Origin of the sequence: Aestuariibaculum suncheonense (assembly GCF_014596935.1) — a bacterium.
GTDB classification, from domain to species: Bacteria; Bacteroidota; Bacteroidia; order Flavobacteriales; family Flavobacteriaceae; genus Aestuariibaculum; species Aestuariibaculum suncheonense.
The window spans coordinates 176,518-190,088 of sequence record NZ_JACVXC010000004.1 but is presented as its reverse complement, the minus strand read 5'-3'; the positions used below and the strand labels follow the sequence as shown (position 1 = coordinate 190,088).

Below are 13,571 nucleotides of genomic sequence, written 5' to 3'. Positions count from 1 at the left end.
TATCTAATTATTTAATTAACCAAAAACCTAATTAGTTATGGCAGGAGGAAATTTATCACCCAGACAGAAAATGATTAATCTGATGTATTTAATCTTCATTGCGATGTTAGCATTAAATATGTCGAAAGAAGTGCTTTCAGCCTTCGGATTAATGAACGAGCGATTAACAGAATCAAACAAAGCCGCAGATGAAAGAAACTTGGCGTTCTTTGATGGTTTAAAGTTAAAAGCTGAAGAACAAACAGAAAAATACAAGCCTTTATTAGATAAAGCTGAACAAATTCGTATTTTATCGAAAGATTTAAATACGTATTTAGAGGATCTAAAAGAAAGAATGTCAGCTACGGTTGATGATCCTACAGATTATGAAATCATGGATAAAGGAGATTATTTAGATCAAAACTTCTTTAAAGGCGACAAATTAAAACCAGAAGGCGAAGAGTTTTTAAATAAATTAGAAACTTTCCGTAGTGGGGTTGTTGAAATTTTAGGAGATAACCCCGCAATGGCTTCAGTAGTTGCTGATGTTAATGACAAGTTTAGTACAGAGCCTGTAACTAACCGCTCAGGACAAAAAGTAGATTGGTTAGATTACCACTATAAAGGTTTTCCTTTAGTGGCGTCGTTAACTAAAATGACTCAGTTACAGTCTGATGTTAAAACTGTAGGTTCAGAGATTTTAGCAAAAATGATGCAGGGAACGTTATCTGCAGAGGTGTCTATGACTAACTATACAACATTAATGGAAACATCTAAATCAGCTTACTTTAATGGTGAGACTTTTGATGGGGCTATTGTATTAGGTCGTAAAGATGCTACTACAAAACCAAATAAAGTTGAATTAACTTTAGATGGTGTGAAGTTAACTGAAAACCAATACACTATCGAAGATGGTCGTGTAAAATTAAATGTTGGAACAGGAAGACCTGGAGAACACAAAATTGAAGGTAAATTAATCTTTGCTCAAGATGGTGACGATATTGAAGTTCCGGTATCGCAAACTTTCGCAACGGTTTCTAAACCAAATGCAGCAACAATTTCTGCAGATAAAATGAATGTAGTTTACCGTGGTGTTAAAAACCCAATGACGATTTCATTCGCTGGAATTGCTGATAATAATGTAAATGCTTCAGCACAAGGTTTAAGCCGTGTGAGCGGAAGTAAATATATCATGGATGCGACAAGAATTCAAGGTAGAGAAGTAACTATCAACGTATCAGGTACATTACCTGACGGACAAAAAGTAGGAGATAGAGCAACGTTCAGAATTAAAGATTTACCAAAACCAACAGGTACAGTTAGAGGTGAAGATGGATCTATTAAAATGCAACGTCAGTCTTTAGAAATTTCTACTGTTGGAGCTAAATTCGACGATTTCGATTTCGAATTACCATTACGTGTAACAGGATTTAAATTTAAAGTTCCAGGACAACCTACAATTAATGTAAGTGGAAATAAACTAGATAGCCGAGCGAAGTCTGCTTTATTAAAAGCGAAGCGTGGTTCAGATGTTCAAATCTTTGATATCGAGGCTCAGGCTAGTGGTGTTAGTGTGATCCTTAAAAAGGTATCGCCAGTTATTATTGAGCTTACTAATTAATAGTAAAAATAGTATCATATCCATATTTTAAATATGGATATGATATAAATTATAGAGAGCCTAGTTGACGTTCAACTATAGAAAAATAAAACCAAAGCACATGAATTTAAAAAGTTTTTTATTAACCGTTACAACTGTTTTTACTGTATCAGGTGTGTTTGCGCAGGCTAACATACTTAATGCAAAAAGCCCTGATGAGATTGGTGTGAGAACAGAAGCTCAAATAGCTATTGATAATGATAAACCGTTAGAGTATGGTTATGTAGACGACAGAGATATTTTGTATTCTAAAATGGTTTGGGAAAGGATCGTTCTTGACGAGCGTGCTAATTTCCCTTTATATTACCCGATAGATACAAATAATATAGGTAGCGACAGACGTTCATTGTATGATGTGCTTATGAAGAACATTAAAAATGGGAAGATAAAAAACATCTACGATGATTCATACTTTAAAACAAAACGTACGCTTGATGATATTCAGGCAGCTTTAGCTAAAGTAGATACAACAGAGTTAGGTATCGAGCAAATTAATGCTGGTGAGCAATTATCTGCTGAGTATATCGACAGACGTGATCTTACAGCTGCAGATATTGTAGAGTACCGTATTAAAGGTCTTTGGTATTTCGATAAGCGTCAGGCAGAATTAAAATACCGTTTATTAGGTATCGCTCCTGTGGCTCCGGATGTTAACTTTATTGATTCTGAAACACCAGATTTAGTAGAGTTATTCTGGGTATTTTTCCCAGATGCTCGCGAGGTGTTGCACGAAGCAAAATCGTTTAATAATAAGAATAGCTCCATGCCATTTTCCTTTGATCATGTGCTGAATTCACGACGTTTCAATGCGATGATTTATAAAGAAGAAAACGTACAGCAGGATAGAGCAATTAACGAATATGTAACCGATAATGCCTTGATGCAGTTATTAGAATCTGAAAGAATTAAAGAGAAAATTCGTGATTTCGAATTAGATATGTGGACATACTAATTCCTGATTTTATAAAAAAAAAATAAAGAAGCCCGCTTATTTAAGCGGGCTTCTTTATTTTTTATCTTAGCAGCATGATTCAAGTAGATTACATTGTTGTGGGTATTGGGTTGGCCGGCATTAGTTTTTGTGAACAATTAAAAGCTAATCATAAAACTTTTGTGGTGTTTGATAATGCGTCTCAGTTATCTTCAACTGTGGCGGGCGGATTGTACAATCCGGTGGTGTTAAAACGATTTACACCGGTTTGGAAATGCCAGGAACAATTAGCACAGGCATTGCCCATGTACGCGCGTTTGGAACAGGAGCTAAATGTGAAGTTAGATTATAAACTTCCTGTTTATAGAAAATTTGCATCGCTTGAAGAACAAAACGATTGGTTTACGGCGTCGGATAAACCGAAACTTACCGAGTATTTATCAACAACTATTGTTAAAAATGGTAATGAAGCAGTGGATGCGCCTTTTGGTTTCGGCGAAGTTTTAGAAACAGGTCGTATTGATGTGAAAACCTTAATCGAAGCTTATAAAAAGCAGTTGGAGCAGAATAATCAGCTTATTGAAGATGTGTTCGATTATGGTAAATTGGAGTTTGGAAGTAACGTTAAATACAATGAAATTGAAGCAAAGCATATTGTGTTTTCAGAAGGTTTCGGAATTAAACAAAATCCGTTTTTTAATAATCTGCCATTGAATCCTGCGAAAGGGGAATTGTTAATTATTCATGCGCCTGAGTTAAAAATTGATTATGTACTAAAGGCAGGAGCATTTTTAATTCCGTTAGGTGACGATCAGTATATTGTTGGGGCTACTTATGAGTGGAAAGATTTAACAAATCAACCGTCGGAATCTGCAAAAGAAGAGCTTTCGGAGAAACTTCAGAAAATTATCAACTGTCCGTTTAAAATAGTGAATCAGGTGGCAGGCGTTCGCCCTACTGTTAAAGACCGTAGACCACTAGTTGGTCAACATGCTGAATATAAAAATATGTATGTCCTCAACGGATTGGGTACTCGCGGGGTTATGATCGGGCCTTATGTGGCTGCTCAGCTTTATAATTTTATTGAAAATCAAATGCCTTTAGAAGCCGAAATCGATATCAAACGTTTTCAGTAATTACTTTTTGGATTTAGCAAACGACTTGTCGTAATGGATAAAAAAGTTAATCCAAATGTTGCGTGATAGCCTTAAAATGACAGGCATGAAAACCACAAGTGTCGCAACGATGGAGACAAACATCGCGTTTAGTCCGGCGTTAAAGACAAAATAAGAGATTACAAAAGCTGCTACAGCAAAGGCAATACCTACGGCATAACTTACATACATAGAACCGTAAAAAAACGATGGTTCAATTTTGTATTTAGTACCACAGTTGCTGCAAGTTTCGTGCATGTCTAAAGCCTCAGAAAGAATATATGGATTTTTGTTTTTAAACATCGATTCTTCATGGCACTTAGGGCAAGTTCCCGTGAAAATACTATATAATTTTGAACCTTTTGAAAACATATTATTTAATGTACTTTTGCATTCTTAATCAATCAGAACAAATATAATTTTTTAAACGTTAAAGTTCTGTGATATAAGTTACAATTCTATGCTAAACATTCATAATTTATCGATTTCATTTCAAGGAGAATACCTGTTTGAAGATATTACGTTTAAACTGGTTAATGGCGATCGGGTAGGTCTTATTGGTAAAAATGGCGCCGGTAAATCTACAATGCTTAAAATTTTAGCAAAAGAGTTGGAACCAGACACCGGGCAAATCGCTTCCGATAAGGATTTGAAAATAGGATTCTTAAAACAGGATATCGATTTTATTTTAGGAAGAACGGTTTTAGAAGAGTCTTATCAGGCATTTACAGAAATTAAGGCTTTAGAGTCTAAAATGGAAGAGGTTAACGCCGAATTAGCCGAGCGTACCGATTACGAGAGTGATGCCTATCACCAGTTAATGGTCGATATTAACGATTTACAGCACCAGTATGAAATCCTGGGGGGGTATAACTATCAAGGTGAAACCGAAAAAATTCTTCAGGGATTAGGATTTAAACGTGAAGATTTCAATAAACTTACAGATACTTTTTCCGGAGGATGGCGTATGCGTATAGAATTGGCAAAGCTCCTGCTTCAAAGTAACGATATTTTACTTCTTGATGAGCCTACCAACCATTTAGATATCGAATCGATTATCTGGTTAGAAAGTTTTTTAAAGTCGTATCCGGGTGCTGTGGCCATCGTATCGCACGATAAAATGTTTTTAGATAATGTAACCAATCGTACCATTGAAATTTCATTAGGTCGCATTTACGATTATCCGAAACCATATTCACAATATTTGGTACTTCGTGAAGAATTAAGAACGCAGCAGCTGGCTTCACAAAAAAATCAGCAGAAACAGATTGAACAAACCGAAAAGCTGATTGAGAAATTCCGAGCTAAAGCTTCAAAAGCCACTATGGCACAATCCCTTATAAAAAAGCTAGATAAAATTGAGCGTATAGAGGTTGATGAAGATGATAATAGTGTAATGACTTTAAACTTTCCGGTCTCAGTTACACCAGGAAAAGTGGTTGTTGAAACCGATAAAATCTCTAAAAGTTACGGAAACAATGAAGTGCTTCGTGAAGTTGATTTAATGATTGAACGCGATAGTAAAACGGCTTTTGTTGGACAAAACGGACAAGGGAAATCGACTTTAGCTAAAATTATCGTAGGAGATATTAAGTATGAAGGGTATTTAAAGTTAGGACATAATGTACAGATAGGGTATTTTGCTCAGAATCAAGCCGAGTATTTAGATGGAAATAAAACGATTCATGATACCATGATCGATGCGGCTAATGAAACCAATCGTAGTAAAGTTCGTGATATTTTGGGATCATTTTTATTCCGAGGTGATGAAGTTGATAAATATGTGCGTGTGCTTTCTGGAGGAGAGAGAAACCGTTTGGCCTTAGCGAAATTGATGTTGCAACCATTCAATGTATTGGTGATGGATGAGCCGACAAATCACTTAGATATTAAATCTAAAAACGTACTAAAGGAAGCGTTAAAGCGATTTGAAGGTACGTTAATTTTGGTATCACACGACCGTGATTTTCTTCAAGGTTTAACAGATAGAGTTTATGAGTTTAAAGACCATAAGTTAAAAGAGTATTTAGGCGATATTGATTTTTACTTAGAACAACGTAATGTTGAAAACCTGCGTGAGGTTGAAAAGCGTACAGTAATTAAGGAAATGCCTAAAGAGAAAAAGCAACAATCTTACGAAGATCAGAAAAAGTTAAAATCGTTAAACAATAAGCTTAGTAATGTAGAAGCTAAGATAAACGATTTAGAACGTAAGATAAAGGCGATAGACGCAGAACTTGAAATAAATTACGAGGAAGTGACTTCTAAAGCCAATTTCTTTGACGACTATCATAAATTAAAAAAGGATTTAGAAGGTTTAATGGAGCAATGGGAAACCATTCAAATAGAGATTGAAGTCTTCGAATAGGGGTGTTTGTTAAAATTTAGTGCATTTCATCGAATAAATGTGTTTTTAGTCTAATTGTTGTGTATATTCGTGTAAGAATTAATCCCAAATCAATTCGACCATGAAAAAACATTACATTTTAGTTTTAACACTTTTCGTATCAGCTTTTACATTTGCAAAGGTTTCACCAAGTGAAAAAGAGGCTTTAGTAGCTATTTATAATGCAACAAATGGTAGTCATTGGAATTCCTCTTGGGATTTAAATGCTGCTGTTGAAAAGTGGTACGGTGTAAAAGTAGAAGACGATAAAGTTGTTGAAGTAAATTTACAGTTCAATAATCTTCAGGGCACTTTACCAGCAGAAATCGGGAATTTAGTTAATTTAAAAAAATTGAATTTAGGATTCAATAAATTAACCGGAACTCTTCCAACTTCAATTAAAAATTTACAAGAATTAACTTCATTAGAGTTATTTATGAATGGATTTGAAGGTTCTATTCCTGAAGAATTAGGACAATTGAAAAAATTAGAATCTTTAAAATTATATAGTAACAAGTTTTCAGGAACCATTCCAAAGGCTATCATGGGACTAACCAATTTAAAAGAGTTACTAATGGGAAGTAACTTCATAATTGGAACCATTCCAACTGAAATAGCAGCTTTAACTAAATTAGAGAAGTTGAGCTTAATGGATAATAAACTGGAAGGTGATATTCCAGTAGAAATGGCACAATTAAGAAATTTAGAAGAGTTAGTGTTATCCACTAATAAATTAACAGGAGATTTACCTTTAGAGTTTATGAATCTTCCAAAATTAACCACGTTAATGGTTAGTGATAACAATTTGAATAGAGAGTACGTTACAGTTTCAGGAAACCATCCTCCAGGGTTGATGTATTTAGAGTTACAAAATTCAACCGCAACAATGGATATTGAAAAAGAATAGTAAGTTTTTGTTTAAATTAATTATAGTTTTAAGAAGTCAGCTTTATGCTGACTTTTTTGTATTTTAAAATTATGATTGAACACTTTTTTACTTGTCCGTATTGCTGGGGACAAATTTCCATGTTGATTGATAATAGCGTTTCGAGTCAGCAATATATTGAAGATTGTGAGGTTTGTTGTCGTCCAATTCAAGTGAATTTAAAATTTATTAATCTTGAATTGGTTGACTTTCAGGTGTCTGAAATTTAATTGGAATATTTTTCAAATATAAGTTTGCAGAACTTAAAAAGGATTGTATATTTGCACCACAATATCGCGGGATAGAGCAGTAGGTAGCTCGTCGGGCTCATAACCCGAAGGTCACAGGTTCGAGTCCTGTTCCCGCTACGAAGCTTAAGTCAAGCAAAATCAACGGTTTAGTTTTCACTAAACCGTTTTTTTATGGCTATAATTAAAGAAATTCTTACCTTAGCATACGTTTGTGAATACGAAAGTGCATACGATTTGTCCCAACAGAAGAAATTTTCTAACCCAAAAATATTTACGGCTAAAGGCGATTTAAGTAAACGCTGGTACGTCTATTTTTCTTATCGAAATCCTAAAACAGGAAAACTAAAACGGGTGACTCCCATTTATGGCGAAGCCAACAGGTATAAAACAAAAGAAGAGCGACTTTTTGTTTTAACGAAATACCAGAAAGTACTTCTGAAATTACTTAAGGAAGGATTTAATCCGTTTGAAGATAACAGTGCGCTTATAGAGCAGCGAAAGGCTAAGCAAGAAGATCTTCAGAATGAAACTAAGAAGACTAATCCCAAAAAAGAAGAAACGGAGTCAGAAGCCACAAAAATGACTATCAAGGAAGCTTTCGACTATGGCTTAAAATTAAAAGAGAAGTTACTTAGCAAAACGACTAAGCGAGCCTATGAGAATCGCTTAAAAAACTTTTTGCTTTGGTTAGAAACAGATAAGCCAGATTTGAAAACCATTGATCAGCTCGATGGCAGGGTTGTAACCGAATTTTTAAATTCTGTTTTAACCAATACAAGTGCACGTAACAGGAACAATTATCGCGTTGATTTAAGCAGCTTAGTTCAGGTGCTGGTTGATAATTATATCATAAGTCAAAACTATGTCAAGAAAATACCTGTACTTAAAACTATACCACAGCGTAACAAGACCTATACAGCAGAAAAACAGGAGGAAATTTATAGCTATTTAGAAAAGGAAGATCCAAGCTTATTGCTGTTTATTAAGTTTATATCTTATAATTTTTTAAGACCGATAGAAGTCTGTAGACTGAAGGTAGAAGATGTCGATTTGAATAATAAAACCGTTCGGTTTTTGGCTAAAAGCGGCGTGGTGAAAACGAAGATTATTCCAGACTTATTAATACAAGATTTACCGGATCTATCTCATTTAGATAAGAAACTGGATGTGTTTACACCCGATGGGATAGGTGGTAACTGGGATATCGATGAAGATAACAAGCGGGATTACTTTACGAAGCGTTTTAAACGAGTGGTAAAGGACCATTTTAAACTGGGAACTGATTACGGATTGTATAGTTTCAGGCATACATTTATAACCAAACTTTATAGAGCTTTAGTTAAAGCGTCGTCGCCTTTTGAAGCGAAAAGTAGATTAATGTTAATAACAGGACATAGCTCCATGGCTGCTCTTGAAAAATACTTAAGAGATATAGACGCCGAACTTCCAGCAGACTATTCAGCGTTATTAAAGTAATATGAAGTGTAATTTTAAGCAAAACTTATGGGATTAGAGGAATTGTTTGAAGAACTTCAAATGAAGCTGTATAAGCCGTTTATTTTTTATATTCCTAGTTCTGTTATACCAGAGGAGAAAAACTTCGAATTTCAAGATGCTACGTATGCTGTTTATTTTAACAATGTTATTTTAATAGATAGTAAGGGATTTGATAAGGAGCTTAAAGCTGAACCTTCATATTATGAAATGATGACTAAGAAGGCTTCTCTGGATAAAAACCTTTTTAAGTTATTAGAAAAGAAGGAAGTATTAAAGGTTAATCAATTTGAGTTTCTGTTAGAAAAGTATCTGGAGCATTTAAACTTTTGTGTGTATGTTTCAGAATGGTTATCTACAAACCTGGTGAATCATATTACATGCTGTAGTGAAGAAACTAAAAATACATTTAAGTTACAGTCCAATACCTTTGCCAATCATTTTAGTGATGTTAAAAGCAAATTGTTAACAACTGACCGTTTTGAAAACAAGCCCATTGATGTGCTTAAATTTGTTCAAAATAAAGTGCCCGTTGTTAATAACACATTGAAAACTATAATACCTGAAGACCAAGAGTTGAAACCAGAAAAGGAAGTCAAGAAAAGGTCTAAAAAGCAAATGCCTTCATTAGTGGATGAACAGGTTGAAGATTTTTTGTTACGAACGGTATTTAATATGGATTAACAAGATATAGTCTTGTCTTATTTCCGGACGGGTCAGTTCGGGGCATAACGGTTTGTATAACGCAGCGTTGCGTTGGTTGAAACTAAGATAGTAAAATGGGGGAACTTTGATTGGCGAGTGGATTCCGATTAGGAAGCCACGAAGCAATGGGCGTTATACGGTGTTGGCATTCGTTGTTTTTAATTTTTAGATTAATTGCTTTACAATTATAAAGGTTAGTCCTAGAAAAAATATACCACCAACTACTATATTTTTATGCGAGTCATAGCCATCATCTTCATCAAATCTGTTTAAGTCGTTATCATTAGTGAGGTCGTATTTGTTTTGAATAGGCCCATTTAAATATTCTTTAAATGGAGTTTTTGGATTCTTTCGTATTGCATTATATATCGTTCCTAATGTCCAGCGAATACAGGCACCTAAAAAGTTAAAAAGATTCCGAAAAATAAATCTTGCGATGTCTTCGGCCATATCAAATTATTTTTTCTCAATGAATGCCAACGGTTCGTATAACCGTCAGTTATCGGTTTGGTTTACTTTGTTTTTCGGTTTAGCACTAGCGTTAGCAATTCCGAGTGGATTCGGACGTAGTCGAATCCGCCGTAATTGCGGTTATATGTTGTTGTAAAACGTTTTTTTTCCATTTTCAAATTCCGTTGTTAACTCATTCACTTTTCTTTTATTCGCAAACCAATGAAAGGGCGAGGGGCTTGAGTTAAGTCCGAAGGATATGCAATTCACTAACAAATCTGTTCTGTCGTAAATTATTGTCATTTGCTTTCCCCAATCAGTTCCAGAATCTTTCCAAGAAAAATTGATTATTGTTATTTGTTGATTATTGGTTGAAATATTCCATTTATTTTTTTTCGCAATTCTCTCAATCAGATTTGAGTTTTTTACTCTTGATATCCCTTTAATCCGCTTTAATTTATAAACATTGAAAATTGAATAAATCATAAATCCTCCAATTGCTAGCGTAAAAATTAGAAAGACTAGAGAAAGTCCAATAGGTTTATCATTGTTTAAATTGGAATTGAATTCTTTTAACGCTATAAATAGAAAAATACCAATTAGCATTAATGGAAGTAAATATTCGAATAATTTTTGAATAAACCATTGTCTTTTTATAAGCCTGCCAGCTTTTTTAGATTTCGATATGTTGATTTGCATCCTGTTCACTCAAATGTTTTACAACGGTTGGTATAAGAATAGTGCGGTTTTGTGTCCGAGGATTTTCCGTAGGAAAATCAGAGTGACCAAATACGCACTAAAATTCAGTTTTGTACTAAACTACGCATTATTTTTATACGGTGTTGCCCAAAGTTATTTTTCAGGTGTCAGTTTAAATTCTGTTCTTTTATTTCCACCAATTCCCATGAGTGTAAAGTTAGTTTCGATATCCATAATTCCGTCATATGAAATCCAATAACCTTTATCCAAATCAAATTTTCCTATTGCTTTGTGGGACGTTTTCATAAATATTTTTTTATCACCTTCTTCTTTTGAAAATACTGACATTATTCCATTTCCGAAATCTCCCGAAACAAATGCTTCTAAGTCATATTCTATTACTGCTATTTTATTTCTTTTTTCGATTTTGATATCTTTAAGTCTAACAACGCTTTTCTTGTAAAGGGAGTCGGCTTTAAAATTTTGGTCCATTGAAATCATGTCAATTTTCAAATCCCATTCGTCCCCAATTGCAACTTGTTTAGTCGGAAGTTCAAACAATATAGAAATCAAATTATTTTGAGCGCTTTTGTAATAGAAGCTTAATAATTCACCTTCAGGACTTACTTTACCTCGTAAAACTATATTTCCGTTCATTTTAGCCATTCCAGAAAATATAGTTTCAGTAGTATCTGTTTTGTCTTTTTTGAGCATCATTTCAATGTCTACATTTCCATTTTTGTCAGGAAATAGTTTTGTTTCATATTTTAAGTCACTCAATTGCTCTTGCATTGTTTTAAACATTCCGCTAATTTTTTCTGATATCGAATCACTTTCGGTTTGTTCTTTATTTTTCTCAAGAATTACATCTTGCATTACTGTTTTGTAAGTCAAAGTATCAGTAATTTTCCATTTCAAATCGACAGTTTCTTTTTTCTGCGCATTTGCAGTAATAGCAACTAAAATAAATGGTAGTAGTAGTTTTTTCATAATTGTGGGCAACATGTGTATAAACACTCTGGTGTGTTTATTTTTATTATATATACACCCAAATATACATATTATTCTTACGTTTAATAAGGAAGATTAATATTAATTGTCTAATGGTAAAAAGGAATATTTTATGGTATTGGTATGAAGGTCAAAATAGGGTAGGGCACCATCTTGTCTTGGTGGGTGGTTTAATATTTTATGATAGCGTTTTGTGAGGTGTTTAGCCAGTAGTTCCAGATCACCTTTGGTAGCTGGTAGATTAATATCTTTTGTTGCGAAGGATTTAATTCCATCTGCAATTAGAGTTCCTAGACCAGCATTTATAACTCCTGGAATACTTACGGCTTCTATTTTTGTTTTAGGTTGCTCAGGTTTAACAGTAGGAGGGACATTGTTTTCTTCAATTTTCTTAGTCGGTAATTTTGACTGTTTTGATTTCTTCGCATTGTGTGCTTTAGATCTGCAGGAGTTACAGCAAAATTTTTGAACGCGTCGTCTTGTAGGTTCAAATTCTTTATAACAATAGTTACAAGTGTAATATCTCATTTAAATAAATTTAGCGTCAATCCAACGTTGGATTGACGCTAAAATAGCAATTTTATGTGTATTTATAGAAATACTATCACATTTAAAAGCCTTGTTTTATCTTTTTACAACTTTAAATGTGCTGGTTTCTTGAGACGTTAGGTCTCTTACTTTTATAATATAAATGCCAGCTGCTACATTATCGAAATCTATAGACTTAGAAAATGATTCCGTTACTTTTTCCCCCAGGATGTTATAAACAGTTGTGTTTATTTCTCCTTTATAGTTAATATCTAGTACCGATTGTACCGGGTTAGGAGCAAAGCTTATTTCAGAAGGATTTATGGTTTTTGTTGATAAGGTACTATTAACCAAAGATAGCAATACGTTTTTAGTAAATAGTTTAACATTATCGTTAAAGTTTGCCGGGCTTCCATCAGCATACCAATCATACGATCCACCACCGTTTATGATAATGGTTCCATGACCAGCCATTCTAGGGTTGAATCTAGCGGCTTGAATCTCATTTCCATTACAGTTGGTTAGCAGTATCTCGGCATTTAAAATGGTTTCAAACTCACTTTGTTTTTGAGCTAAAGTTGCAGAACCTCCATTTTTTGTGTTGGCATCATCATTTATGCGACCAAAATCAAGATTGTATTGGCATGTTCTGTTTTTTTTACCTGATCCAGAAGCTAAAAACTCAATATAAATACCATTGTTACAACCAGCGTCTGGAGTGCCCAATATAAAATCATTCATAATAGGGTCATTGGTTTCACCATGGTATAAATTGCCCCAGGGATTATCTACGGCCCAAGAATCTGTAATTGGAGCAGTTTCTCCAAAGGTTTGATTAGGTCGATATTCCCATGGGTTACTAAGACCATCAAACACCCCAAAGACTTCCAATCCTTTGGCAGCGAAATTTCCCAGAAAAATGTTTCCTCCGGTTTCATAAAAACTTCGAATACTTGATATAAAGCTGTCTTCGAGTGAAATGCAATTGGCATCTCCGCCATTCCATTCAAAACCAACTTCTGTAATAATACAATGTCTTTCGCCACCGCCTTCAGAGGTGCCTCTTGGCCATTCCTCTAGCCTACTAGGCCAGGTGGCGCCATCGCTTTGTATCCAAAGAACATCGAAATTACTTAGGTCTGCTCCTTCGGCAATATCCTGAAAGGAAAAATAGCTACCATTAATGTTGGAATTTGTTGGGACAAAATCTTCCATAAACCATGTTGCTGCTGCACGGTCATCATCATACGTAAAGCCATCAGCTGCAGCTGGTATATTATCGTTATAAGAGGGAGCTTGCCCTATAAATGCTATGTTTTTTGTCTGTGCGTTGAGATTCACAAAAGACATGATTAACGATAGGGCAATCAGTTGTTTTGTAATTTTTTTCATTTTTGA

The 13,571-nt window shown here is 34.4% G+C and carries 14 protein-coding genes and 1 tRNA gene; 9 read left to right on the top strand and 6 right to left on the bottom strand.

All coding sequences use genetic code 11. The features are described from left to right. The first annotated feature begins 37 nt into the window (after window positions 1-37). From porM to ICJ84_RS11750, 3 genes are all read left to right on the top strand, one after another. Window positions 38-1,600, top strand: coding sequence for a type IX secretion system motor protein PorM/GldM (porM, locus tag ICJ84_RS11760; protein WP_188216602.1), 1,563 nt, complete (start codon window positions 38-40; stop codon window positions 1,598-1,600). Between the two features lie 100 nt (window positions 1,601-1,700). Then, on the top strand, window positions 1,701-2,591 hold the full coding sequence (porN, locus tag ICJ84_RS11755; RefSeq protein WP_188216601.1) for a type IX secretion system ring subunit PorN/GldN: 891 nt from the start codon (window positions 1,701-1,703) through the stop codon (window positions 2,589-2,591). Window positions 2,592-2,665: 74 nt separating this feature from the next. After that, complete coding sequence (locus tag ICJ84_RS11750) at window positions 2,666-3,706, top strand: NAD(P)/FAD-dependent oxidoreductase (protein ID WP_188216600.1); 1,041 nt, start codon at window positions 2,666-2,668, stop codon at window positions 3,704-3,706. Here the strand turns inward: ICJ84_RS11750 and ICJ84_RS11745 are convergent, their stop codons facing one another. Next, window positions 3,707-4,096: a DUF983 domain-containing protein gene (locus ICJ84_RS11745; protein WP_188216599.1), complete on the bottom strand. Its 390-nt coding sequence runs from the start codon at window positions 4,094-4,096 to the stop codon at window positions 3,707-3,709. Window positions 4,097-4,184: 88 nt separating this feature from the next. On the opposite strand from ICJ84_RS11745, the gene ICJ84_RS11740 reads away from it, so the two are divergent. The 6 genes from ICJ84_RS11740 (at window position 4,185) to ICJ84_RS11715 (ending at window position 9,464) form a co-directional block, all read left to right on the top strand. Beyond that, window positions 4,185-6,092: an ABC-F family ATP-binding cassette domain-containing protein gene (locus ICJ84_RS11740; protein WP_188216598.1), complete on the top strand. Its 1,908-nt coding sequence runs from the start codon at window positions 4,185-4,187 to the stop codon at window positions 6,090-6,092. 100 nt (window positions 6,093-6,192) lie between these two features. Beyond that, window positions 6,193-7,017 (top strand): leucine-rich repeat domain-containing protein, encoded by an 825-nt coding sequence (locus ICJ84_RS11735; protein WP_188216597.1) that lies wholly within the window; start codon window positions 6,193-6,195, stop codon window positions 7,015-7,017. 71 nt (window positions 7,018-7,088) lie between these two features. Continuing rightward, window positions 7,089-7,265, top strand: a complete 177-nt coding sequence (locus ICJ84_RS11730; RefSeq protein WP_188216596.1) for a CPXCG motif-containing cysteine-rich protein — start codon at window positions 7,089-7,091, stop codon at window positions 7,263-7,265. 65 nt (window positions 7,266-7,330) lie between these two features. After that, window positions 7,331-7,403, top strand: a tRNA-Met gene (locus tag ICJ84_RS11725). 54 nt (window positions 7,404-7,457) lie between these two features. Continuing rightward, a complete protein-coding gene (locus ICJ84_RS11720; protein ID WP_188216595.1) occupies window positions 7,458-8,762 on the top strand; it encodes a tyrosine-type recombinase/integrase in 1,305 nt (434 codons plus the stop codon). A gap of 27 nt (window positions 8,763-8,789) precedes the next feature. After that, entirely contained in the window at window positions 8,790-9,464 is a 675-nt protein-coding gene (locus ICJ84_RS11715; protein WP_188216594.1) for a hypothetical protein, read from the top strand. A gap of 186 nt (window positions 9,465-9,650) precedes the next feature. Here ICJ84_RS11715 and ICJ84_RS11710 read toward each other — a convergent pair whose 3' ends face one another. From ICJ84_RS11710 to ICJ84_RS11690, 5 genes are all read right to left on the bottom strand, one after another. Next, window positions 9,651-9,935 carry a hypothetical protein gene (locus ICJ84_RS11710; protein WP_188216593.1) on the bottom strand — a complete coding sequence of 95 codons (285 nt, stop codon included), beginning with the start codon at window positions 9,933-9,935 and terminating at the stop codon, window positions 9,651-9,653. 141 nt (window positions 9,936-10,076) lie between these two features. Further along, window positions 10,077-10,634, bottom strand: coding sequence for a hypothetical protein (locus ICJ84_RS11705; RefSeq protein ID WP_188216592.1), 558 nt, complete (start codon window positions 10,632-10,634; stop codon window positions 10,077-10,079). Between the two features lie 153 nt (window positions 10,635-10,787). After that, window positions 10,788-11,624 carry a hypothetical protein gene (locus ICJ84_RS11700; protein ID WP_188216591.1) on the bottom strand — a complete coding sequence of 279 codons (837 nt, stop codon included), beginning with the start codon at window positions 11,622-11,624 and terminating at the stop codon, window positions 10,788-10,790. A gap of 102 nt (window positions 11,625-11,726) precedes the next feature. Beyond that, on the bottom strand, window positions 11,727-12,173 hold the full coding sequence (locus ICJ84_RS11695) for a hypothetical protein (RefSeq protein WP_188216590.1): 447 nt from the start codon (window positions 12,171-12,173) through the stop codon (window positions 11,727-11,729). A 96-nt stretch (window positions 12,174-12,269) separates the two neighbouring features. After that, on the bottom strand, window positions 12,270-13,565 hold the full coding sequence (locus tag ICJ84_RS11690; RefSeq protein ID WP_188216589.1) for a DUF4960 domain-containing protein: 1,296 nt from the start codon (window positions 13,563-13,565) through the stop codon (window positions 12,270-12,272). Window positions 13,566-13,571: the final 6 nt, after the last annotated feature.